The sequence below is a fragment of the Pseudomonas cavernicola genome (assembly GCF_003596405.1).
GTDB lineage: Bacteria > Pseudomonadota > Gammaproteobacteria > Pseudomonadales > Pseudomonadaceae > Aquipseudomonas > Aquipseudomonas cavernicola.
Genome location: NZ_QYUR01000006.1, coordinates 925,249 through 948,882 on the forward strand (window position 1 = coordinate 925,249; position 23,634 = coordinate 948,882).

Consider the following 23,634-nt stretch of genomic DNA (forward strand, 5'->3'; position numbering starts at 1 on the left):
CTTATTAATACTGCGGCTGGGACTGTTGCTGTCCCGGTAGCGGTCGCAGATTAACCTCAACGCGACGGTTCTGCGCACGGCCTTCGCTGTTGGCGTTGCTGGCAATCGGCTGATCCGGGCCAGCGCCACGGGTAGACAGACGCGAGCCATCAACCCCTTGCGAGGTCAGATAGTTGGACACGCTCTGCGCACGACGCTGCGACAGATCCATGTTGTGCTGCCGGCTGCCGGTGCTATCGGTGTAACCGACGATCTCGATGCTGTTCTGGTTGTACTGCTTGAACGAGTTCGCCAGGTTGTTCAGTGGCGAATAGAAGTTGCTGGCGATATCGGAAGAGTCAGTGGCGAAGGTGATATTGCCGGGCATGATCAGCTTGATCTGGTCGCCCTCGCGCTGCACCTGGACACCCGTGCCTTGCATGCTACGGCGCAGTTCGGCTTCTTGCTTATCGGCGTAATAACCATAACCACCACCGGCGGCGGCACCGACGGCGGCACCGATCAGCGCACCCTTGCCGCGATCGTCATGACTGATCAACGCCCCTGCCGCAGCACCCGCCAGCGCACCGAGGCCACCGTATTTGGCGGTTTTGTTCGAACTGGGCGGCTGGGTGTCGTAGGGGTTTTGCGAAGCACAGCCGGCCAAAAGGGCCACAGCGGTAGCGGCGATGATCAGGCGACGCGAAATGAACATGAACTCTACTCCTGGATATTTTTTCGGCCCCTGTGGACCGCGAGTTATTAGAACATGGCCGGGACCAGAAATTCCGTGCATAACCCGTCAGGCGCGGATGAAGGGGTTTTCGCGCATTTCATCGCCCAACCGCGTATCCGGGCCGTGTCCGGTAACCACCGTCGCATCCTCATCCAGGCTGTACAGGCGCTGCTTGATCGAACGCTCGATCGTCGGGTAGTCGCCACCCCACAAATCCGTGCGCCCGATGCCACGACGAAACAGCGTATCCCCGGCAATCAACAGCTTGGCCTGGGGGAACCAGAAGCTCATCGAGCCGGGTGTATGGCCAGGCGTATGCAGCGCCACGCCGCAGCCGCAGGCCAGCTCCTCGTCGTCTTGCAGCCACTGATCCGGCGGCGGCACCGGGATGTAAGGCACACCGAACATGCGGCACTGCATCTCCAGGTTATCCCAGAGGAATTGATCTTCCTGATGCAGATGCAGGGTGGCGCCGGTCTTTTCCTTCATCTGCCCGGAAGCCAGGAAATGATCCAGATGCGCGTGGGTATGGATGATGCTGACCACCTGCAAACCATGGGCTTCGAGACGCGCCATGATCAAGTCGGGATTGCCACCCGGATCGACCACGATAGCCTTCTTGCTGAGCGGATCACCAATGATCGTGCAGTTGCACTGCAAAGGCCCCACTGGGAAGGTTTCGCGTATCAAAGTGGGTTGGTTCATCACGGCATCTCCAAAAAAATCATTCCACGTGCAGATCATGCGGGTGCACGAAGGCGGCGCACTTGCTACGGACTTGAATCAGGGTTCGGCACGATAATCGCTCGGTAACTTTCCCGTCCACTTCTTGAACGCCCGGCGAAAGTTCGAAGGGTCGCTGAAACCCAGCAGGTAGGCAATCTCGTACAGCGGCAGATGGGTGGTGGTCAGGTACTGCAAGGCCAGACGCTTGCGCACCTCATCCAACACCTGTTGGTAGCTGGTCCCCATCAGTGACAGGTGCCGCCGCAAGCTACGGCCACTCGTGTGCAAGGCCGCGGCGGCGCTGCCCAGGTCAGGAAAGTCACCCGGCCGTGCCAGCAACAGGCGGCGCACCCGCGTCAGCAGGCCATCCTGAACGTCCAGGCTGGCCAGCAGCGCCTCGCATTGCTGCTCGCACATCTGCACCGTGGCCGGGTTGGCCAGGGCCATCGGTCGCTCGAGGTAAGTCTTCGGCAGACTCATGCGGTGGTAGGGCTGTTCGAACAGCACCGCGGCGCCAAACACCTCCCGATAGCGGGCCGCATAAGCCGGCGCGGGATAGGCAAAACCCACTTCGACCCCGAGCATCTCCTCGCCGACCAAGAAGTGCGCGATGGTGTGCAGGCTGCTCAGCAAACCTTCGGCCGCAAAACGGCTGAGTGCGCCCAGCGGCATCGCCTCGCTGGCGCGCAATTCGACGCGCTCGCCCGCCTCGACCATCTCCAACTCGAACGCCAGGCCGAGCACCCGGTAGTACTTGAGGGCAAACTGAATGGCCTTACCCAGATTGGCGCTGGACAGCACCGCATAGCCGAGAATGCCGTGGGTCGAGACGTTCAACCGCTGCCCCAGCACCAGCCCCAACGCCGGCTCGTTGCAATGCAGCAACGCGGCGCTGGCCAGTAGGTTGAAGTCGATAAAGGACAGGCGGCCATTCGGGTTGTCCAGCACCTGCGGCTTGACCCGCGCCGCCGCCAGTAACTCGGCCCGTGGCAGGCCGAGTTGCTCGGCCAGATCGAGCAGCGCACTGGCATAAGCAATCGGGACCAGTTCGGCGGTGAAATTCAGTGGCTGTTTCATGGTAGCGGCGGCTTCATCGTTATTATTTTTATCGGCTTTGACTAAAGAACCTGGCCGGATATGACTCGAATGTTGGCCAGAAGATACCCTTGTCCGACAAAGGCCGGCAAGCTCATAGTTGCACGATAGTCCTAATGATGTTCCGGGAGTCCGTATGCTCAGTACCACCCCCAAAGGTTTGGAAATCCGCCCACGGCAACTGGACTTCGATTTGCCGAACCCGCTGCCACGCCACTGGCACAGCGGCGATGCCTTCAAAACCCATACCTTCAACGCCATGTCGGTGCTGTTCCCCGATGGCGAACGCTTCTTTATCGACTCGGTGCGCTTGTTCCGCCAGCAGATCGACGACCCATTACTGCAGGAGCAGATTCGCGGCTTCATTGGCCAGGAAGGCCATCACAGCCGCGAGCACGAGGAGTACAGCCAGCGTCTGCGCGAACTGGGTTATGACGTGGACTATCTGGAGCGCGGGCTGAAACGCCGGCTGGGCTTCGTGAAAAAACACCTGCCCGCCAAGTTGCAACTGGCCGCCACCTGCTCCGTCGAACACCTGACTGCGATCATGGCCGACGCCGTGCTGAAAAACCCGCGCTGGTTGGACGGCGCCGACCCAACCATGGCCAAACTGTGGCGCTGGCATGCGCTGGAAGAAACCGAGCACAAAGCGGTGGCATTCGACGTGTATCAAGCCGTTTGTGGCAGCAAATGGCTGCGGCGGCGGGCGATGCTGCAGAGCACGCTGTTCTTCACCATCGACACCTTCAAGGGTTTGGTGCACCTGCTCAAGCGCGATGGCCTGCTGTGGAATTGGCGGGTCTGGCGCGATGGCCTGACCTGGCTATGGGGCAAGGATGGCATCTACCGCCAACTGGTCGGCGTTTACCTGGATTTCTACAGCGGCAATTTCCACCCCTGGCAGCACGACAACCTGCATCTGGTCGAACAGTACCGCCTGGAATTCGAGCCCCAGCCGAAGCCGCCTGAGCGACTCGCGCATGCTTGAGGCCCCAACCGGGGCCTTTTGTTTTTCTGCCATGCACGCGCGCGCAGCCATGGCCACAAATGACCTTAACATTGGCTGCTGATAACCTTTCCCGGCCAGACTGCCCCACCCATAGTGTGACCATGGTTAAGCAACGACTCAGGGAGTCAGCATGGTCAGCACCACCCCCGAAGGACTGCAAATCCGCCCGCGCCACCTGGATTTCGATCTGCCCAATCCATTACCGCGACATTGGCACAGTGGCGATGCCTTCAAGTCCCATCTGTTCGATGCCATGTCGGTGTTATTCCCCGATGGCGAGCGCTTCTTTATCGACTCGGTGCGACAGTTCCGCGACCAGATCAGCGACCCGGCGCTGAAAGAGCAGATTCGTGGCTTCATCGGGCAGGAAGGCCACCACAGCCGTGAACATCTGGAATACAGCAATCGCCTGCGCGAACTCGGTTACGACATCACCCGCATTGAACGCCGCGCCCAGGCCCGTATCCGCTATACCCAGAAGAAGTTCTCAGCCAAACGCCAACTGGCGGCGACCGCGGCGCTGGAACACATCACCGCGATCATGGCCGACGGCCTGCTGCGCGACCCCAAACACCTGCAAGGCGCACACCCGGAACTGATCCGCTTATGGCGCTGGCATGCCCTGGAAGAAACCGAGCATAAGGCCGTGGCCTTCGATGTGTTCAATCAGGTGTGTGGCAATCGCAAACTGCTGCGTCGCGCCATGCTGATGGGCACCTTCTTCTTTGTGCTGGATACCAGCCGCGGCCTGGCGCACATGCTCAAGCGCGACGGGCTGCTGTGGAACTGGCGCGTCTGGCGCGATGGCATCCGGTGGATGTGGGGCAAGGAAGGCGTGTTCCGCCCCTTGATCGGCACCTACCTGGACTTCTTCAAGGCCGGCTTCCACCCCTGGCAGCATGACAACCTGGAACTGCTGTACCGCTCCAGGGCAGAGTTCGAACCGCAACCGGTCTGATTGGCATGTAGGCGGCGCCGAGTGCAGTAACGCGCCGCTCATTCAACGTGGACTCTTCCTTGAGTTGTCGAGGGCGGGTGTAACGGTTGGTGGATAAAAGAGCGATATCCACCGGGCGGGCATCTAGACTACCTCGCTACGCCTCCTCTAATTCAGGCTCAGGCGCTGGCATCGGCCTCATGCTCGTCCGCGAAGGTCATGAGCACCTCCAGATTGAGCACATCCAGCTTGATCTGGGCGATAAAGGCGGAGAAGGCCAGGGCGGCGGCGAGCCGACGCAGATCGGCGGCCCAGGCCGGGATATAGACCGGTCCCTGGAGCCAGCCGGACTCGAAGAGCGGGGCCAGGCGCACGGTGTCACCCAGGCTGAGGCGCCCGGCGAACAGATAGCCCACCAGTTCCGGCCGGTTGTCGCGGATCGCGATGCGCAGCAGGGTATGGACGCCGAGCAAACCGGTCAGGTAGGCGGCATCCTTGGTGAAAGCCGAACCACCGCGCAGGTCGGCGCCGCGGAAAATTCGTTGTGTCGAGCGGAAGGACTCCTCCTCCGACTGACCGGCAGCGAGAAAACCTTCGAACACTTGGATGAAATCGGCGCCTTCCAGCGCCTGTTGGACCGCGAGCACGCGCAGGGCGAGGCGGCGCAGACGGTTGATATCAATGCTACCGGTGAACAGCTCGGCCAGGGTGGCTATGCCCTCCTGGGTCTGGGTCGTGCGTGGCGCGCCCAGGCCCAGGCTCTTCAGGTTGGGTTGGAGCCTGCCGTTTTGCGCCGTGGCGACATGCACGAAGGCCTCATGCTGCAATAGCTGATTCTTGTCCAGCTCAGAGAAGTTGGCGCTGGCGCGCAGGCGTATGCGGCTCGCCCCGGCGATGGCCTTGGCGGCCAAGGTCGGATCGAGCACGACCGTGATCCGGCCTGGGCCGAAGAAGCGATCCAGTTCCGGCTGCATCCAGGCGGCGAAGGCCTCGGCCGGGATCTCGGCCGGGCTCGGCGGAATCTGGGCACCGCCCAGAAGGGCGTCGGTGGTCTCGAGGAAGAAGCGGGCGGCGTCCAGCATGCTCAGTTTCTGGCTCGGGTAGTAGAAGTCCGGGCGCCGGTACAGTGCAGTCGAATACTGAGTGAAAGCGGGTGTGCCAATGGCACCAAGCATGCGCCCAGCCGTGGCGTAGCTGCGCGCCGTCATGGCGAGGTAGCGTCCGGCCGGATGCCCCTCATCGCAGCGGCCCGCAAATGCTTCCAGGGCGGCGATGTCAGCGCTGTGCTCGCGCGGGCGCAGTTCGACCTTGGGCAGTTCTGCACGCCCGGCGCGCCAGCGCGCCAGGAATACGTCCTCGACCCCGTCCGGCCAGGCCAGGGCATCCAGCACGCGGATCTTGCGGGCCAAACCGGGCAGAGCGGCATCGAGTTCGGACAGGGGGGCGGCGCTCACAGAGGCCTCCTTGAGAACCGAGGATCAATTCTCCTAAGCGTAGGCTCTGTCGAAGCATCGCGTTGCGGCTGCCCCCCAACACCAGGCGCAATACCTTCAGCGCAAACGCATATTCCAGCGCTGCATCCAACAGCGCCCGATAGCGCCCTTTTATGCGACTGTGGCTGGGGCCGAAGCCGGTTTTCAGTCATCGGGCGGGTTAGGCCGTCTGGCCGTAACCCGCCCTCTTCTGCGCAAGGCGGATTACGCTGTACTAAGCAGCCCTACCTGAGCTGAAGGTGCAACTCCCCATCACTCTTCCAACACGAGGAGACCAGCATGGAAAGGAAGAGAGAACTCGACACGTATCGGCGCTTCAAGAAGCAGTACCCGGATTACTTTGGCGCCGTAGAGGCGCTTGGTGCAGCGGTGCGTCATGCCGGCCCGCTGGACGAGCAGATCATCCAACTGGTCCAGCTCGGCGCAGCGGCGGCCATCCGCTCCGAGGGCGCCGTGCACAGTCATGTCAGACGGGCAGTCGAAGCGGGCGTTACGCCGGAGCGGATCCATCACGCTCTGCTCTCACTCACGAGCACGATCGGTTTCCCGACCGTCGTTGCGGCCTTGAGCTGGGCGGACGATGTGATGGGGAGAGAAAATAAGTCTGTCCCAGATTGATCGTTAAGCAAAAGGCCCCATTCGGGGCCTTTCCTTTGTGCCGATAGCCCTTGCTTGCACAGCAGAGACTGTCGGTCGTTTTAACGCTTCACCCCTGCAAAAAACGCAAGGCATCCGCCGCGCTCTGTTCGGGAATCTCCTCCATCGGGATATGCCCGACACCCGGGTAGGTTTTCACCTGAATATCCGGCAGATCGCGCTGCCACAACGGCACATGCTTGGGCGAAATCCAGCGGTCACGCTCGCCCCACATCAGCAGCGTCGGCACCTTGATCGCCGCGACCCGCGCTGGCGTGCCATGCAGCTCCTCGCGGTTGACCTTCAGCAGCACGCGGAAGATATCCATCATCGCCCGGCGGTTGCCCGGGCGGCGACTCAGATCGTAATAGCGGTCGATCACCCCTGCCTTGATCCGCCCCGGCTCACCATAGACTTCCTTGATGCCCTGGGCAATTAACGCCCGCGGCATCCACAACGGCATCGCCCAGGTCGCGCCGGGGAGCGCTGCGGCGCCGATCATCAACGGCACCTTCTGCATGTGATAACCGGCCGGGTCGATCAGTATCAGTTGCTCCACCCGCTGCGGTTGGGCCAGGGCAAAGTTCCAGGCGATATAACCACCGAGGGAGTTTCCGGCGACCACCGCTTTGCCGATGCCGAGATAATCGAGCAGCAGGCCGAAAATATTTACCATCCGCTCGGCGGAATACACGCCATCGCGCGCTGGGCCGGTCAGGCCAAAACCCGGCACATCGAAACGGATGATCCGGTAATGCGCGGCGAAGGCGTTGATCCAACCATCCCAGGTGTGCAACGAGGCCACCACACCATGAATCAGCACCAGCACCGGTTTATCACGGCTGCCTTCATCGCGGTAATGCACGTTGAAGCCATCCAGTTCGATAAATCGCGAACCGCTGTCGGCGTTGGCGTAGCGCGCCTTTAGCCGCTCAAGCGGTAAAGCACCGAAACCAAAGCGAGCAAAACCAGCCGCCAGCGGCGGCGTCAGGGGAAGGCTGGAAGCAGACATGCAGGACCTCGGCATTGTTGTTTTAGAGGGTTGTTATTCGGCCCCATCAAACCACGCGAACTTCGGGCTGACGCCTAACCTAGGTTGTGGGCGGACACAGGGAGGCGATCAGCAGATCGCTCAACACCGCCTTGGCATGTTCGATTTCTACCCGTGCGGCTGACCGGCCGAGCAACTCCAAAGAGGCCGCTTCCAGCGCCCAAATCAGCGCGCGATAGGTCAGCGGATCGTGAACACGGTTCGCCCCCTCCAGGCGTTCCACCAGCAAACTGACCATTTCCAGATGCGCGCGCTGACGGTGCGGCGCCAGTGGGGAGTCCGCACGCAGCGCCTCTTCCTGCATCAGGCGGATAATCGGGCCAACCGCCAGGTGATAGTCGAAAAAGCACGTGACCATGCTATGCAACCAGGCTTGCGGGCTGCCGGCGGCGCTTTGCATGTCGCGAAAGCGCGCCAGCAACAGGAGCACGGCGGTCTGATAGATGCCTTCGAGCACCTCCATCTTGTTCGCGAAGTATTTATAGAACGTCCGCCGCGAAACCTTAGCCGCATCGAGCAGGTCATTCACCGTGGTATCCGCCAGCCCCTTGCGGACAAACATCGGGATCGCCGCCAGCTGAATATTGATGCGCTGCAAATGCCCGACCAACGGTCCGTCACCTGTCTCGCCCTGCTGCCGGGCGACCGCCCCATAGCCACCCAGATCTTCGAATACTGCTCGCACCGCCCCTTGCTCGGCTCGTTCCAGCTCCATCGCAGACAACTCCCAACCTAGGTTCTGTACGAAAACTACCTGCACTCGGTGATGCTGCGTTAAAAACAGGCTCGGCCTGCTCATTTACAGCTTGTAAACTGTGCGTCCTCACCTGTTTTGACTCGCTGGCGCTCGCCCTTCGGGCCAGACTGCGGCTGTTACTCCGCTTCGCTGCGTTGCGCCTTGCCTGACCTTCGTTCGGTGACTTTTCGTACTGAACCCTAGGCCTGGGTGACGGCGCAACCTGAGCTGGTTACTCTTGCGCACGTCCTTTCCGTAGGAATCTTCTTTGCCGATGAAGCTAACACGCCGCCTGCTCTGGCCGCTGGCCATCCTTTTGCTGGTTGTGGCGCGATCGCTCCCCGCTGCCGAGCTGTTCTACCTCGGGCAGAAGATCCCGGATATTCAAAAAACCTGGGCCAGTGCCGATTACCTCCAGTTGATCGGGGCGCTGCAGAAGATCGACACCACCCAGGCTAACGCCCTGCCACGGCGCAGTGGCGAATTCACCGGTCCGATTTATCAGCGCATGGTCAGCGAGGAGAATTTTCGCCCGCAGCTGAACATCTATGCGCCGCTGGAGTTGCGGCAAAACGGCGCGCGCGAGGTGCTGTTCCAGCTCAAGGAGTTGATGCGCCTGTACTTTGACTTTCGCGCCGCGCAGCAGCCTTATGGCGCCGAAGCGCTGGGGTTGATGACCTACTCGCTACGTCAACAAGCGGTGCTGTTCACCCTCACCACCGAGTTCTGGATGACCCTCTCGCAACGCGAGCAGAGCAACCCCGTCCGCCTGCAAGGTCTACAGGAAACCAAAGCGGCGGCGGCCATGCTGACCTCCAGCGCGCTGGATTATCTGGGACTGACCAAGCAATTCGGTCGCGAGGATCTGGTGCTATATGCCGCCGAGATCGGTAAGCAATTGCCGGAACTGTTCGTCCATCTGAATGCCGCAGTGCGCCCAGAAATTCTCGCGCGAGTCGCCCAACTGGTCGAGCAGCACCCCTATGCCGAGGTGCGTGCCAGCATGGCCGAACTGCAACCGGTATTGACGGGGATTCAAGCCGATGTGGAAAAGCAGCTGGTCCAGCCTGCCACACCGAACCAGCCAGTCGCCCCTAAGCTCGATCTGTCGGCACCGCAGTGACCGTAGGCTGGGTAGAGCCGTTTTTTGGCGAAATCCAGCTAGTACAGACGCTGGGTTTCGCTGCGCTCTACCCAGCCTACGATTGCATAGCCTTTCCGCCGTTTCAGCGCAATAAGCCAAGCCCCTTGGCCCGCGCCACCGCCTGAGTACGCCGTTCGACGCCGAGTTTGCTGTTGATATGGCGGGCGTGGGTCTTGACCGTATGCAGGGAAATAAACAGCCGCTCGCTGATTTCCTGATTCGAACAACCCTGAGCGATCAGCTTCAACACCGCTAACTCGCGCGTACTCAAGGCCTCTGCCGGCGCGGCAGTGTCGGTGCTCTCTGGCTCGGCATCGAACTCCGGAAAATGCGCCCACAACGCTTCGCGCAGAGCACAGGATGGGCGCGTCGCCAGTTGCTCGCGCAACCACTCGGGTTGCTGCACGAGCAACTCATTGAAGGGTAACAAGCCGCCACCTGTGGCCGCGTCCAAGCAACTGGCCAGCTGTTGCTGGGCCTCACGCTCACGGCCAGCGGCACGTAGCAGCAAAGTCAATTGAACTTGCGCGATGACCCCAAGCAACTGTCCTCCGGCGGTTTGCGCACGCGCACTCAAGGCCCGCAGACGGCGCTCTGCGTCTGGCAATTGCCCCTGAATCCGCTCTAGGGCCGCGCGCTGTAATTCGATATGCAGCGGCAGCTGCGGATGGTATTCCGGCGCCGCAGCCGCCTGCTCACCGCTGTAGGTGTCCGCCAAGCGCACCAACCAACTGCCAGCCAGTTCAGTCTGACCACGCAGCAACCAGAGTTCGCATTTGACCAGGGTGATCATCGCCAGATAGTAAATCGCCGGCACGTCCCAGATGTGCATCAACCGCTCGGCCTCTGCGAGCTGGGCGAAGGCTTCCGGCAAGCGCCCACTACGCCCTTCCAGACTGGCGAGTACACAGTGACCAATCAGCAGGCTGGTATCGCGACAGGCGCGCGCCTCCGCGATCCCGGCCGCGAGACGGACGCGCGCAGCCTCGGGTTGCAGTCGCAAGGTCAGTAGATACCCTTCATATAGGGTCAGCCGGGCGCGCACCGCATACAGGCGTTGCGGCGCCAGGCCACGCAGGCATTCCAGGCCCTGGCGCACTTCCTCCTGCGCCCGCAACACCTCGCCACGCGCCTGCAGCACCCGCGCACGGTCGTAGTGCGCCAACGCTTCGAACAAGGGATTACCGACCCGCTGCGCCAACTCCAGAGCATCGCGGTTGAGGCCGCGGGCGCGCCACAGATCATTGCGCACGATCGCCAGGTTGGCCAAGGTCGACAGGCACATCAAACGCTGCCCAAAACGCTCCTGCGGCAGAGTCGCCAACGCCTCCCCGCAATACAACTCAGCGCGTTCGCTATCGCCACGGCCACGGGCAATCACACCACTTAACGCCAGCCATTGCGCCAGCATTGAACGCTGCGCCCGTGCCGAGGGTGCCGGCAGGAAGCGTGACAACTGGCTCGCCAGCTCTTGCGCAGCGTCAAGCTGGCAGGCCAACGCCAGCGCCCAGGCGTACAGCACAATCAACCTTGGCGTACTGCTGAGCAAGCTCTCGGGTAGATCCATTTTCCAGCGCAGCAGCATCGCCACATTCTGCTCGCCAAGCAGTTGCTCCTCGGAAAGATTCTGCACCAGACTCGCCGCCACATCCGGCTGCCCCGCGCGCAGCGCCTGTTCTATCGCTTCATCGAGCAAGCCCTGGTTACTGAACCAACGACAGGCGCGCAGGTGCAGGCCGGCTGCAGACTGCGACACCGCCGCGGCCGCGGCCGGGCGTGCACGTAACAGGTCGGAAAACAGGTGGTGATAGCGAAACCAGCGGCCCTGCTCATCCAGCGGCACCAGAAACACCTGATGCGCCTGGAGATGCTGGAGAATCGCAGCGCTGTCGTGGCTTTCGCGCACCGCATCGCAGAGTTCGACGCAAAAACGCTCAAGGAAGGCCGTGCCATACAGAAACGCTTGCACCTCGGCGCTCTGACGTTCGATCACTTCTTCCAGTAGATAGTCTCGAATCAAGCCATCGGCACCGTGCAGTGAATGCGCCAACCCCTCTGCACCTCCCGCTTCCGAAGCTGCCAACAGCCACAGACGCAGCCCGGCCACCCACCCCTCGCTACGCAGCAACAGACTGTCGAACGCTTCGCCTTGCAACTCGACGCCCTGACTGGCGAGCAGTTCTGTGGACTCCTCGACAGTCAGGCACAGATCCTGCTCCTGTAGCTCAAGCAATTGCCGTGACAGTCGCAGGCGGGCCAGATGCCAATCCGGTCGTTGCCGGCTGGTCACTAGCAACAGCAAACCTGCCGGCAAGTGATTGAGGAAAAACTGCAGGCAACGATCCAGTACCACGCCCTGCGCCAAGTGATAGTCGTCCAGCACCAGCAGCAGCGGTGTCGCCGGATCAAGGCGCTGGGTCAGCTCATCGAGCAAACCATCCAGCCACTCCTCAAATGCAAACGGCTGGTGCCGCTGGCGCATTTTCAGCAGTCCCAGCGCATCCTCACCCAGGCCTGGAAAAAACCGCTGCAGCCCCGCCAGCAGGCGCTCTAGAAAACGCCCCGGATCGCTATCCCTGTGGCTGAGGCCAAGCCATAGGCTTTGCCACTGAACCGGCAAGCGCTCACAGAATTCGATGGCCAGCGAACTTTTACCAAACCCTGCCGGTGCGCTGATCAGCAGCAGGCGACCGCCCAATCCTGTCGCCAGCCGCTCACACAAACGCGGGCGCAATACGTAACCGACAGGCAGCGGCGGACGAAAAAAACGCCCCTCAACTGCAGGAATGGCGGGACAGGCAAAGCCTTGCGAATTGGATAGGTCAGTCATCACCCGGATCTTGTAATGGTTGCGTCATCGGGAGCGTGAACGTTCAGCAGCCTAGTCGCTTGGCCAACGCATTTGAAGCCCCATGACTGGATTACCTATCAATTTGGATGTCATTGAGCCATGGACATTCGCCGGGGAAATACCGGACAAAAAATCTGGACATTAAAAAACCGGCCCAAGGGCCGGCTTTTATGCTGCAAGACGCCGGATTAACGCACGCCAGCCTGACGCAATGCGGCCGGGGTGTAATCGGTTTCCGAAGCGGCGTAGTTGAAGTCGTAGGATTGTTTCTCCTCGTTCTTCATCCCCAGCGCCAGGTAACGACCGGACAGCAGGTCATAGAGGCTTTCCAGGGTGTACCACGGCACTTGCGTGTTGTAGTAGTACTGGGAGTGAGCCTCAGCCACACGCCAAAGGGTACCGCGGCCGTCGTAATGATCGACTTCAGCTGCCTGCCAGGTGTCTTCATCAAGGTAGAAGTCACGTTTGGCGTAAATGTGGCGCTCGCCAGCCTTCAGCGTACCCACCACATGCCAGACGCGGTGCAGCTCGTAACGGGTCAGATCCTGGTTGATGTGACCAGCCTTGACGATGTCGCTGTATTTCAGCTGTGGCGAATCCAGACGGTAGCTGTTGTAAGGAATGTAGATTTCCTTCTTGCCTTCCAGCTTCCAGTCGTAGCGGTCCGGCGAGCCGTTGTACATGTCGAAGTTATCGGACGTACGCAGGCCGTCTGCTGCAGTCCCTGGGCCGTCATAAGACACCTGCGGCGCACGACGCACCCGACGCTGACCGGCGTTGTAGATCCACGCCAGACGTGGTTCTTTAACCTGGTCGAGGGTTTCATGCACCAACAACACGTTACCTGCCAGACGCGAAGGAGCGGTAACCCGCTGCTTGAAGTAGAACAGGATGTTGCTCGGCTTGCCCGCGTCGTAATCCTTCAGGTTGGCGCGGAAGGTGAACTCATCCTGGAAGTAAACCAGTGAGTACGAGCCATTCGGTTGCGGGGTTGCCTGAGTCACCAGACGACGCACGCTACCGCCACGGTAACGGGTGATATGGTTCCAGATCGCCTCTACACCGTTTTGCGGAATCGGGAAGGGATAGGCTTCTTTGAAGTTCTCCAGGCCGTTACCGCCCTGCACCAACTTGGTAGTCGTCGCGTTGGTCGTGGCGGCCGCCGCTACGTTGGCCGGTACACCCGCCGTGCGGTGGGTGGGGAATACCGGAATCTTGTAGGTTTCCGGATAGCGCTTGAACATCGCGTACTGGCCAGGGGTCAGCTTGTCTTTGTACTGATCGACGTTCTGCGCGGTGATGGTGAACAGCGCCTTCTCGCCTGGGAACGGATCGGCCAGGAAGCCCCTGCTATCAGCCGTGCCGGCATTCTGCGGCAGGCCGCCAGTCCACGCGGGGATCGAGCCATCGGCGTTACCGGCCTTTTCGGCACCCAGTGGAGTCAGGGTGCTGTCCAGCTTTGCAGCTTCGTCAGCAGAAACCGCAGCCGTGACGCCCGTGGCGACCAGAGACAGCGCCAGAGCACCGGTTTGCAACAGACTCTTTGTTATTTTCATTTTCATAGTCTTCCTCAAAGTTCCTGTCCGCTTAGAAGTTCACGCCGAAGCTGAGTGCGACGAAATCACGATCGATCGAGGTGTTGAAGTCGCCACCGAAGAAGTCGGTGTAAGACAGGCTGCTCGTGTAGGTGTTCTGGTATTCAGCATCCAGGCCGAGGCTAACGGCCTTGGCTCCTTCGTTGAAGAGGCCATTGGCGCCATAACCATCGACGTCATGCGACCAGGAGATGCTCGGCTTCAGGTTGATACCGGCGAAGGCATCGTTGTAGTCCCAGACCGCCCGAGCGCGGTAGCCCCAGGAGGTGGTGGTGACGAAACCGTCGTCTTTGCAGTATTTGGTCAAGTTCTCAGCGTTGGGGTTGTTACCCAGGGTGCCCAGGTTGAGGGAGCGGCACTGGTCGGCCGGCAGCGGACCGGGACCGTATACCGGATCACGGCCATAGCGGGCTTCTGAGGTGTGTTCCAGACCTCCGACATGACTCACGCCAATCTCGCCCACCAAGGTCAGACGCGAGGCGCCCATGACCTGGTCGAAGAAATGCGTGAAGGTGGTCTGGAACTGGGTAATTTCCTTGCGGCGATAGCCGTGCAGGTCGGTGCCAGGAGTACCTTGGAGAACCGATATGTTTCGATTCCCCAACGGAGTTATGCCAGCAAACAGAATATCGGTGGTATTCAGCTGGACCGGGGCGTTCGGACGATAGCTAACCTCGCCACTCCAGGCGGTGCCGGTGGGCAGAGTGGTGGAGAAGCTCAAGCCATAGAGCTTGATGTCCTCCGGATACTCGATGAAGTACTGAGAGTTACCGGCAATGACCAAGGGCGCAAGGGCCGGGGTCAGCTGTCCCGCCAGTCCCGCAGCCTGGCCCGCAGGAACCCCCGCACCGATCAGGGCACCTGCCAGTTGCGGACCAAAACCTCGCGGATTGCGCGGGTTGAACAGCCCAAAAACGCTCGGATCGGCTCCAGTAGCACTGAAGAAAGGCGCACGACTGTGGTAGTTCATGAAGTAGGCGCCGAACTCGGTATCCAGCTCCTCGGCGAAATAGCGGAACGCCATACCGTACTGGCCGTCATCGTCCGCATCACGATCAGCGCCGCGTCGAACGATTACACCCTCGTCCGGATTGCCCCAGGTGACGCCATTGTTCCGCAGCACCCCCTGCACGACAGGCGAGACGCGCCCGAGCTGGTTTGCCAGCTGAGCCTGAGTGCGCAGGACTGCCAGGTTCTGATCGCAGCCATCGGCCACCACATCCGGCTGGGCGAAGAAGGTGCCGCAGTTGTCCACCACGGTCTGATCCCACTCTAACTGGTAGAAGGCTTCAGCGGACAAATTCTCGGTGAGGCTCTGCGACACATAGAACATATTGACCGGAATCAGACCTTCCTTGATCTCGGCACCAGGCCGGCGGAAGGCGGACACGTCGACTGGGTTGATCGAGTTGATGCTGTTGCCGATAAAGGTACTTTCGCCCCAGCTCACCACCTGTTTGCCCAGGCGCACAGAGCCCGGCTGATCGGCGATGTCGTAGTTGTGGTAGACGAAGGCGTCGAGAAGCTGCGCACCGGAAGACTTGGCGCCCTCTTTGCGGCCGCTGTCGTCGATGTCCTTGAACAGACGGCTCTCGTCCTTCAGCTCGAAGTCGTACCAGTATTTGCCGCGCACGAACACACCGGTGTCGCCGTACTTCAACTCGAGGTCATGGATACCCTTGAAGATCTTCGAGAAAGTCTCGCCCTTCTTGAAATTCTGGCGAGAGTCATCGGAGGTCTGCGACAGACCATCCCCACCGTTGTTGAAACCGATCAGATCCGGATCGGCCCCGCGCGTCGACCAACTGGCACCAACCGACAACGACGAATCGAACTGCCCTTCGATTTCTCCGACATTGAAAGACACGCCGAATGCAGGTGCGGCGAGTGAGGAAGCGAGGCTGACGGCCAGCGGCAGCTTTGCCAGGCGCCAGAACGTTCTAGTTGTTGTCATCGACGCTACTCCATGTGTGTTTTTTTGTTATGGATGGCACGGACTATAGCTACAAGGTGGTATTCGATGATCCATCTAAAGTGTGATTTGACGCAGCCAACCACTCTGGCTCGCAGGTTGCGACTGATCAGTCAGCTCGGGGAGAGCCCAAGAAGGGAGCAGAAACTGCACTTAATGACCCAAGCGCTTGCTTGGAAGGGCGGCCGCACCGGCTGGGTGCGGCCGAATACGGCTAGAGCGTGGACAGAAAGGCGCTACCGGATGCCTGCCATTGGGCGATATCCAGGCGAATGCGCTTTTTGTCCAACTTACCCACGCTGGTCTTGGGAATTTCAGTAACAAGCGCGATTTGCGTGGGAATCGCCCATTTACTCAGGTGACCTTGCTCGACGAAAGGCTTGAGGTGCTCCTTCAACCCCTTGGCATCCAGCGCCTGCCCATCACGCACGACCAGCAGGGCAAAGGGTCGCTCCCCCCACTGTGGATCAGGCATGCCGACCACAGCCACTTCGCGGACGGCCGCGTGACGGCTGATCAGGTCTTCCAGTTCCAGAGAGGAAATCCACTCGCCACCGGTCTTGATCACGTCTTTGATGCGATCACGAATATCGATAACGCCCATACCATCGATAGTGGCGACATCGCCCGTATGCAACCAGCCACCCGCCCACAACTCGGCACTCTTTTCCGGCTCGCGGAAATAGCCCTGGGTCAACCAGGGCGCACGCAACACCAGCTCGCCCTGGGACTCGCCGTCGGCCGGCAGGAACTGGCCATGGTCATCCATGATCGCCGCCTCGACCAAAGGCACCGGTACGCCGGCCTTGATCCGGTAAGTCGTGCGCTCGTCCTCGCTGCCGGCCAGCAGCTCTTCGTTGAGGTGTGCGCACGAGATCATCGGGCACGTCTCGGACATCCCATAAGCCGCGGTGAGCTGAATCCCGCGGGCCTTGGCCGCCTCGTACTGCGTACGGGTCAGCGCGCTGCCACCGATGATCAACTTCCAACCGCCAAAATCCACACCCTGCGCGGCCTTGGCATTCATCACCATCTGCAGGATGGTCGGTACGCAATGGGAGAAGGTGACTTTCTCCTTCTGCCACAGCTTGACCAACAGTTCCGGGTCGTAACGCCCCGGGTAGACCTGCTTCACCCCAAGCATGGTCGCCACGTAGGGCACGCCCCAGGCGTGCACGTGGAACATCGGGGTGATCGGCATGTAGACGTCGTCGGTGCCCATCAGGCGGATGCTGTCCAGGCTGCCCAGCAAAGTGGCCATGGACAGGGTGTGCAGCACCAGTTGGCGATGGGTGAAATACACCCCTTTGGGATTACCAGTGGTACCGGTGGTGTAGAACGTGGTGGCTACCGAGTTTTCATCGAAATCCGCGAAGTCATACCGCGGATCGGCAGCCGCCAGCAGCTCTTCGTACTCCCCGACCAGGTTTGGCAGTGCTGCGCTCTTTTCTGCCGTGTCGGTCAGCAGCAGGGTTTTCTCAACAGTGGTCAACTGACTGGCGATGCCCTGATAGAGCGGCACGAACTCGCAATTGACCAGCACAAACCTGTCTTCCGCATGATTCATGGTGTAGAGAATCTGCTCGGGCGATAGGCGGATATTGATGGTGTGCAACACCGCGCCAAGCATCGGAATGGCGAACATACACTCGAGGTAACGGTGGCTATCCCAGTCCATCACGGCCACGGTATCACCGGCCTTCACCCCCGCCGCCGTCAGTACATTGGCCAAGCGCGCAACCCGCTCATTGAAGGTCGCATAGCTGTAACGCACGCTGTCGCGGTAGACGATTTCGCGAGTTTTCTCGTACCGGCTACCGGACAGCAGCAGACGTTTGATCAACAGAGGATAAGGGTAGGCATTTTCAGCCGGCGGAATGACACGGGTCTGCAACATAGGAACACCTACTCAAATACGTGTTGTTTTCTGACAGGCCTGCACTGTAGAACCCTTAGTCATCGTAGAAATCAGTCCTAAGAATGATTTCTACGATGACTCTTTGGCCGGTTCCGGTCACGCGGTAGAATCGACCATAACGGTCGGTTGCGGCCCACCATCCATAGAGCCAGTAGAGTCATAGAGGTAACTTCGATGTCCGATATCGTCATTGTCAGCGGCGCCCGTACTCCCATGGGCGGTTTCCAGGGCAGCTTGTCCAGCGTCCCAGCCGTCGAATTAGGTGCTACGGCCATTCGCGAAGCAGTGGCCCGCGCCGGCATCCAAGCGGCTGACGTGGAAGAAGTGATCATGGGTTGCGTATTGCCCGCAGGCCTCAAACAAGGCCCCGCCCGCCAAGCCGCGCTGAATGCGGGCTTACCCAGCGCCACCGGCTGTACCACCATCAACAAACTCTGCGGCTCGGGCATGAAAGCCGTGATGTTGGCCCATGATCTGCTCAAAGCCGGTACTAACAGTGTAATGGTCGCCGGCGGCATGGAAAGCATGTCCAACGCCCCCTACGTCATCGAAAAAGCCCGCACCGGTCTGCGTATGGGCCACGGCGAGATCAAGGACCACATGTTCCTCGATGGCCTGGAAGATGCGCGTACCGGCCGCCTGATGGGCTCCTTCGCCCAGGAAACCGCCGACAAATATGGCATCAGCCGCGAAGAGATGGACGCCTACGCCATCGAATCGCTGAAGCGCGCCCAGGCCGCTATCGCCAATGGCTCGCTGAACGCCGAGATCGTTCCGGTGAGCGTCGTCACCCGTAAGGGTGAAGTGCTGGTCAAGGACGATGAACAACCGCTGAACGCCAACCTGGAAAAGATCCCAAGCCTGAAACCTGCGTTCCGCAAGGACGGCACCATTACCGCCGCCAACGCCAGCTCGATCTCCGACGGTGCCAGCGCACTGGTGCTGATGACTGCCGAAGAAGCCGCCCGCCGCGGCCTCAAGCCGCTGGCCAAGATCGTTGGCCACGCCACCCAGAGCCAGGACCCGAGCGAGTTCACCATCGCCCCCATTGGGGCCATGAGCAACCTGTTCGAGAAAACCGGCTGGCGCAAAGAGGATGTCGATCTGTTTGAGATCAACGAAGCCTTTGCCATGGTCACCATGCTGGCCATTCGTGAGCATGGCCTGGATCACGCCAAGGTCAACATTTACGGCGGCGCCTGTGCTCAGGGTCACCCGGTTGGCTCCACCGGCTCGCGGATCATCCTGACCTTGATCAACGCGCTACGAAACACTGGAGGCAAGCGCGGGGTCGCGTCCCTCTGCATCGGTGGCGGCGAAGCCACTGCCGTGGCGGTGGAACTGCTCTAACGCCGAAACCAGCTTTGGCCTCCAAAGGGCGCGGTGCTTACCGCGCTCTCTTTGTTTCAGGCCGAGGCTGCGGCACACGCAGACAGCACGTAAGCAAAAGGCCGTCTCGTAGGTTGGCGCTGAGCGCAGCGATGCCCAACAAGGAGTCGCCTCGCGACTCCCAGTCCACTGTTTCGCGCCTGGCAGCCCGGCCTTGCAGGCCGGTTGTTGGGCATCGCCTTCGGTTCAGCATCAACCTACGGCAACTCAGCAAACGCCACCTTCACCCCAAGCCCGATCAGCACCACCCCCATCATCCGGTCGAACCAATGCCCCATGCGGGTAAAGCCAGCCCGTACGCGCTGCTGACTGAACAACCAGGCCACCAGGCAGAACCAGCTCGCCGTAGCGGCCGCCAGGTAAACGCCATAGCCCGCCTGCACTAGCAACGGGGTATGCGGATTGATCACCACGGTGAACAGCGAGAGGAAAAACAGCGTCGCCTTGGGATTCAACCCGTTGGTGACGAAGCCCGCGGTGAATGCACCGCGCGGCGTGCGCTCGACCGCAAGCGTGGACATTTCGCCAGCGCAAGGATCAGCCGGTTTGGCGCGCAAGGCCTTGATGCCGATGTACAACAGGTAAGCCGCCGCCAGCCACTTAAGCGCGTTGAACAACACGATCGATTGCGACACGATCAGACCGATGCCCAACAGCGAATACGCCACATGGAGGAAAATTGCGCTGCCGACCCCGAGCGCCGTCCAGGTGCCCGCGCGACGGCCATTGGCCACGCTTTCGCGCACCACCACGGCGAAATCCGGGCCAGGGCTGGCCACGGCAAGCAGGTGAATCAGCGCGACGGTCAAGAGTTCCGTCCAATACATATGGCCTCCGCGGAGCCGCTAGGTGTCTGTTAGGCTCGCAACCATACGCCCTCAACCGACAGCAAAAAAGGTACAGCTGATGAGTAACAACAGCCGCGCCGTGTTCCTCGACCACGCCTCCCTCGATCTCGGCGATCTCAATCTCGCGCCGCTTCAACAGGTGTTCGGCGAACTGACCCTGCATGGGCAAAGCGCGCCCGAGCAGATTGCCGAACGCTTGCAAGGCGCCCAGATCGCCATCAGCAACAAGGCACCACTGACTGCAGAAACCTTTGCCGCCTGCCCGCAGCTCAAGCTGGTGCTGGTCGCCGCCACCGGCACCAACAATATCGACCTGGCTGCGGCCCACGCCCATGGCGTCAGCGTCTGCAACTGCCAGGGTTACGGCACTCCCTCGGTGGCGCAACACACTCTGATGCTGCTGCTCGCCCTGGCCACCCGCCTACCGGACTACCAGGCCGCAGTACGCGCCGGGCGCTGGCAAAAGGCGCAGCAGTTCTGCCTGCTGGACTTCCCGATTGTCGAGCTAGAGGGCAAGACCCTCGGTCTGCTCGGCTATGGCGAGCTGGGTGGCGCCGTTGCCAAACTGGCGGAAGCCTTCGGTATGCGCGTGCTGCTCGGGCAACTGCCCGGCCGGCCGCCGCGCGCCGACCGCATGCCGCTGGACGAGCTGCTGCCACAAGTCGATGCGCTGACCTTGCACTGCCCGCTGAACGAACACACCCAGGACCTGATCGGCGCTTACCAACTGAGCCTGATGAAACCCGGCGCCTTTCTGATCAACAGCGCCCGCGGCGGCCTGGTCAACGAGCAGGCTCTAGCCGACGCCCTGCGCAGCGGCCATCTGGGCGGTGCCGCCACCGACGTGCTGACACAGGAGCCACCAACGGAGGGCAATCCGCTGCTGGCGGCCGATATCCCGCGATTGATCGTCACCCCGCACAACGCCTGGGGCAGTCGGGAAGCGCGACAACGCATCGTCATCCAACTGGCGGAAAACGCCGAGGCGTTTTTCAGCGGTGCGCCACGCAGATTGGTCGGCTAAGCTGCGCCACTTTTTAGAAATACCCAGGTTAAAGGAATGCCTATGGACCCGCGAAGCGAAGTGCTACTGCGCCAGCCCGAACTCTTCACCGGCAACCTGCTGCTCGCCGGTTTGCCGGCCGACGATTTGCTCGGCCAGCTGCCAGCCGCGAACGGCTGGAGTTGGCATGCCGGTGAGCAGGCCACACTGGAGGCACGTTTTGCCGGTCGCAGCCAGTTTGGTGTGACGCCGCCCAGCGCGATGTTCGACGCAGCGGTGCTGTTTTTGCCGAAATCCCGCGAGCTGACGGATTACCTGTTGAATGCCCTGGCGGCTCGCCTGCAAGGCCGCGAGCTGTTTCTGGTCGGCGAAAAGCGCAGCGGTATCGAGCGCGCAGCCAAGCAACTGATGCCTTTCGGTAAGCCGTGCAAACTGGACAGCGCCCGGCACTGTCAGCTCTGGCAAGTCACGGTCGCGCAAGCACCCGCGGCACCCGACCTCGAAGCCCTGGCCCAGCGTTATCAGTTGGAACTGGCTGATGGCCCGCTGACGGTGATCAGCCTGCCAGGGGTATTCAGCCATGGCCGGCTGGATCGCGGCACCGCCCTGCTCCTGCAGCATCTGGACAAGTTGCCCAGCGGCCACGTGCTCGACTTCGGCTGCGGTGCCGGCGTACTTGGCGCCGCGCTGAAGCGGCGCTTCCCGCATAACCAGATCAGCATGCTCGACGTGGATGCCTTCGCCGCCGCCAGCAGTCGCCTGACCCTAGCCGCCAATGGCCTGGAAGCGGAGGTACTGACCGGCGATGGGATTGACGCGGCGCCGAGCGGGCTCAACGCCATCCTCAGCAATCCGCCCTTCCATGAAGGCGTGCATACCGACTACCTAGCCACGGAAAACTTGCTGCGCCAAGCGGTCAAACACCTCAAGCCGGGTGGCGAGTTGCGCCTGGTGGCCAACAGCTTTCTCAAGTACCAACCACTGATCGAGGAACATCTGGGGCCTTGTCGGATCTTGGGCGAAGGCCAGGGCTTTCGGATCTACCAGGCCAAACGCCGCTGAGCGGCGCTTGCCCAATGCGCCACGCTTGGGCAAAATGCGCCCCGTCCTAGGGGAGTAGTCTCCCGCGAGCGCCACGTTCACAACGGCAAGCTCGCCCGGCACGCGTCAACATACTTGGTCAGCAGACCATGGCGCGTGCGACCCAAGGCCTCTCATCCGGGCCACAGGGTTTGACAAGACCTATGACACGTACACCTTACCCGGGGCGGGAAGGCGTTCGTGTCATAGCCGTGTCGACCCGCCCCTTAGGAAGCCTGATGGAATCTCTCTACATACCGACCCTGATCGTTGCCTTGGCCGAAATCGGTGACAAGACGCAGCTGCTTGCCCTATTGCTGGCCGCCCGCTTTCGCCGACCCTGGCCGATCATCTGGGGCATCGTGGTCGCCACCCTGGCCAACCATTTCGCCGCTGGCGCCATCGGTAACTGGGTCGCCAGTTTCTTCGCCCCCACTACCCTGAGCTGGATTCTGGCTGCGTCCTTCGGCGCCGTCGCGCTGTGGACACTGATCCCAGACAAACTCGACGACGATGAAGCCTCGAGCCTGAAGCGCTACGGACCCTTCCTCACTACCTTGATCGCCTTCTTCCTGGCGGAAATGGGCGACAAGACCCAGGTCGCCACGGTGATGCTGGCGGCGCAATACCCGCATTTTATCCTGGTGATCATCGGCACGACGCTGGGCATGCTGATTGCCAACGTGCCGGTGGTGTTAGCGGGTAACTTCGCCGCCGAGCGTCTGCCACTGGCACTCATTCGTCGTCTAGCCGCTACGGCCTTTGGCGCCCTGGCCATCTACGCCGGCTATCACGCGCTGAAACTCAGCGGTCTGAGCTGAAACCCGACCAGCCTGACACTCTCCTGACGCCAGCTCGCTGGCGTTTCGGCCAATGCCAGCCGGGGCGCGCCTGCTGCTAAAGTGCGCAAGCCGTTGCACACTTTACCGCGCCCATGGAGAGCATTTATGTCACTGGATGATATGAAGAGGCTGGTTCGCCAGCATATCGACCTGTCCTGGAACAAAGGGCGCCTGGCCCTGACCGAACAGCTGCACAGCAAGAACTTCCTCTACAAAAGCTCCTTTGCCGGCCGGCCCTTGGGCAGTGCCGGTTTCGCCCAACTGGTGCTCGATATCCGTAGCGCCATGCCGGATTTGGAGGTAGTGATCGAGGAGTGTCTGGCCGAAGGCAATAAGGTCTTCACCTGGAGCACCTTGATCGGCACCATCGAGAAGCCCGCCCTGGGTTACCCGCCGAGCGACAAGGTGCTGAGCATCTCGGCCATGGCCTGCTGGACCCTGACGCCCGCCGGGGAAGTGGAGGAAATCTGCACCATGTTCGACATGGAGAGTTTCCGCTCACAACTAGGCCTGGAAACCCGGCCCTTTGCCGAAACCGCGTTGCCGTGAAGAGGCGCCTGTAGGCACGAGCCCTGCTGGCCCAGCGCGGGCCAG

General features: G+C 61.1%; 21 protein-coding genes and 1 riboswitch. Of the genes, 9 read left to right on the forward strand and 12 right to left on the reverse strand.

Going from position 1 to position 23,634, the window contains the following annotated elements:
* Positions 1-4: 4 nt before the first annotated feature.
* The 3 genes from D3879_RS20485 to D3879_RS20495 all read right to left on the reverse strand — a co-directional run bounded on the left by D3879_RS20485 (position 5) and on the right by D3879_RS20495 (position 2,518).
* Complete coding sequence (locus tag D3879_RS20485; protein ID WP_119956074.1) at positions 5-694, reverse strand: YiaD family glycine zipper/OmpA-like lipoprotein; 690 nt, start codon at positions 692-694, stop codon at positions 5-7.
* A gap of 87 nt (positions 695-781) precedes the next feature.
* Complete coding sequence (locus D3879_RS20490) at positions 782-1,420, reverse strand: MBL fold metallo-hydrolase (RefSeq protein WP_119956075.1); 639 nt, start codon at positions 1,418-1,420, stop codon at positions 782-784.
* Between the two features lie 78 nt (positions 1,421-1,498).
* Positions 1,499-2,518 (reverse strand): AraC family transcriptional regulator, encoded by a 1,020-nt coding sequence (locus D3879_RS20495; RefSeq protein WP_119956076.1) that lies wholly within the window; start codon positions 2,516-2,518, stop codon positions 1,499-1,501.
* A 154-nt stretch (positions 2,519-2,672) separates the two neighbouring features.
* On the opposite strand from D3879_RS20495, the gene D3879_RS20500 reads away from it, so the two are divergent.
* Both D3879_RS20500 and D3879_RS20505 read left to right on the forward strand, forming a co-directional pair.
* Positions 2,673-3,524: a metal-dependent hydrolase gene (locus D3879_RS20500; protein WP_119956077.1), complete on the forward strand. Its 852-nt coding sequence runs from the start codon at positions 2,673-2,675 to the stop codon at positions 3,522-3,524.
* Between the two features lie 151 nt (positions 3,525-3,675).
* Positions 3,676-4,503: a metal-dependent hydrolase gene (locus tag D3879_RS20505; RefSeq protein WP_119956078.1), complete on the forward strand. Its 828-nt coding sequence runs from the start codon at positions 3,676-3,678 to the stop codon at positions 4,501-4,503.
* A 158-nt stretch (positions 4,504-4,661) separates the two neighbouring features.
* On the opposite strand, the gene D3879_RS20510 is transcribed toward D3879_RS20505, so the two are convergent.
* The gene (locus D3879_RS20510) at positions 4,662-5,936 is read right to left on the reverse strand and encodes a peptidase MATCAP family protein (RefSeq protein ID WP_119956079.1); all 1,275 of its coding nucleotides are present in this window, start codon (positions 5,934-5,936) and stop codon (positions 4,662-4,664) included.
* Between the two features lie 318 nt (positions 5,937-6,254).
* Here D3879_RS20510 and D3879_RS20515 point away from each other — a divergent pair, with 318 nt between their 5' ends.
* Positions 6,255-6,593, forward strand: coding sequence for a carboxymuconolactone decarboxylase family protein (locus D3879_RS20515; RefSeq protein WP_119956080.1), 339 nt, complete (start codon positions 6,255-6,257; stop codon positions 6,591-6,593).
* An 88-nt stretch (positions 6,594-6,681) separates the two neighbouring features.
* Here D3879_RS20515 and D3879_RS20520 read toward each other — a convergent pair whose 3' ends face one another.
* The 3 genes from D3879_RS20520 to D3879_RS27935 form a co-directional block, all read right to left on the reverse strand.
* Positions 6,682-7,623 carry an alpha/beta fold hydrolase gene (locus D3879_RS20520; RefSeq protein WP_119956081.1) on the reverse strand — a complete coding sequence of 314 codons (942 nt, stop codon included), beginning with the start codon at positions 7,621-7,623 and terminating at the stop codon, positions 6,682-6,684.
* A gap of 79 nt (positions 7,624-7,702) precedes the next feature.
* On the reverse strand, positions 7,703-8,224 hold the full coding sequence (locus D3879_RS20525; RefSeq protein ID WP_420800939.1) for a TetR/AcrR family transcriptional regulator: 522 nt from the start codon (positions 8,222-8,224) through the stop codon (positions 7,703-7,705).
* Complete coding sequence (locus D3879_RS27935; protein ID WP_420800940.1) at positions 8,188-8,316, reverse strand: hypothetical protein; 129 nt, start codon at positions 8,314-8,316, stop codon at positions 8,188-8,190. The genes D3879_RS20525 and D3879_RS27935 overlap by 37 nt, the downstream gene beginning before the upstream one ends.
* Positions 8,317-8,672: 356 nt before the next feature.
* On the opposite strand from D3879_RS27935, the gene D3879_RS20530 reads away from it, so the two are divergent.
* A complete protein-coding gene (locus D3879_RS20530) occupies positions 8,673-9,521 on the forward strand; it encodes a hypothetical protein (RefSeq protein WP_420800941.1) in 849 nt (282 codons plus the stop codon).
* Positions 9,522-9,624: 103 nt separating this feature from the next.
* Here D3879_RS20530 and D3879_RS20535 read toward each other — a convergent pair whose 3' ends face one another.
* From D3879_RS20535 to D3879_RS20550, 4 genes are all read right to left on the reverse strand, one after another.
* Positions 9,625-12,372, reverse strand: coding sequence for a winged helix-turn-helix domain-containing protein (locus tag D3879_RS20535; RefSeq protein ID WP_119956084.1), 2,748 nt, complete (start codon positions 12,370-12,372; stop codon positions 9,625-9,627).
* Positions 12,373-12,581: 209 nt separating this feature from the next.
* On the reverse strand, positions 12,582-13,949 hold the full coding sequence (locus tag D3879_RS20540) for a DUF1329 domain-containing protein (RefSeq protein WP_119956370.1): 1,368 nt from the start codon (positions 13,947-13,949) through the stop codon (positions 12,582-12,584).
* Positions 13,950-13,980: 31 nt separating this feature from the next.
* On the reverse strand, positions 13,981-15,942 hold the full coding sequence (locus tag D3879_RS20545) for a DUF1302 domain-containing protein (protein ID WP_119956085.1): 1,962 nt from the start codon (positions 15,940-15,942) through the stop codon (positions 13,981-13,983).
* A gap of 232 nt (positions 15,943-16,174) precedes the next feature.
* Entirely contained in the window at positions 16,175-17,857 is a 1,683-nt protein-coding gene (locus D3879_RS20550; RefSeq protein WP_119956086.1) for a fatty acid--CoA ligase, read from the reverse strand.
* Between the two features lie 195 nt (positions 17,858-18,052).
* Between D3879_RS20550 and D3879_RS20555 the strand changes: the two genes are divergently transcribed.
* On the forward strand, positions 18,053-19,228 hold the full coding sequence (locus tag D3879_RS20555; protein ID WP_119956087.1) for a thiolase family protein: 1,176 nt from the start codon (positions 18,053-18,055) through the stop codon (positions 19,226-19,228).
* 236 nt (positions 19,229-19,464) lie between these two features.
* Here D3879_RS20555 and D3879_RS20560 read toward each other — a convergent pair whose 3' ends face one another.
* Positions 19,465-20,094 (reverse strand): LysE family translocator, encoded by a 630-nt coding sequence (locus tag D3879_RS20560; protein WP_119956088.1) that lies wholly within the window; start codon positions 20,092-20,094, stop codon positions 19,465-19,467.
* A gap of 79 nt (positions 20,095-20,173) precedes the next feature.
* On the opposite strand from D3879_RS20560, the gene D3879_RS20565 reads away from it, so the two are divergent.
* The 4 genes from D3879_RS20565 to D3879_RS20580 all read left to right on the forward strand — a co-directional run bounded on the left by D3879_RS20565 (position 20,174) and on the right by D3879_RS20580 (position 23,589).
* Positions 20,174-21,139, forward strand: a complete 966-nt coding sequence (locus D3879_RS20565; RefSeq protein WP_119956089.1) for a 2-hydroxyacid dehydrogenase — start codon at positions 20,174-20,176, stop codon at positions 21,137-21,139.
* Positions 21,140-21,181: 42 nt separating this feature from the next.
* A complete protein-coding gene (locus D3879_RS20570; RefSeq protein WP_119956090.1) occupies positions 21,182-22,180 on the forward strand; it encodes a class I SAM-dependent methyltransferase in 999 nt (332 codons plus the stop codon).
* A gap of 37 nt (positions 22,181-22,217) precedes the next feature.
* Positions 22,218-22,352: riboswitch (yybP-ykoY riboswitch) on the forward strand.
* A gap of 85 nt (positions 22,353-22,437) precedes the next feature.
* Positions 22,438-23,019, forward strand: a complete 582-nt coding sequence (locus tag D3879_RS20575) for a TMEM165/GDT1 family protein (RefSeq protein ID WP_177412463.1) — start codon at positions 22,438-22,440, stop codon at positions 23,017-23,019.
* 126 nt (positions 23,020-23,145) lie between these two features.
* Positions 23,146-23,589, forward strand: coding sequence for a ketosteroid isomerase-related protein (locus tag D3879_RS20580; RefSeq protein WP_119956091.1), 444 nt, complete (start codon positions 23,146-23,148; stop codon positions 23,587-23,589).
* The last annotated feature ends 45 nt before the right edge of the window (positions 23,590-23,634 follow it).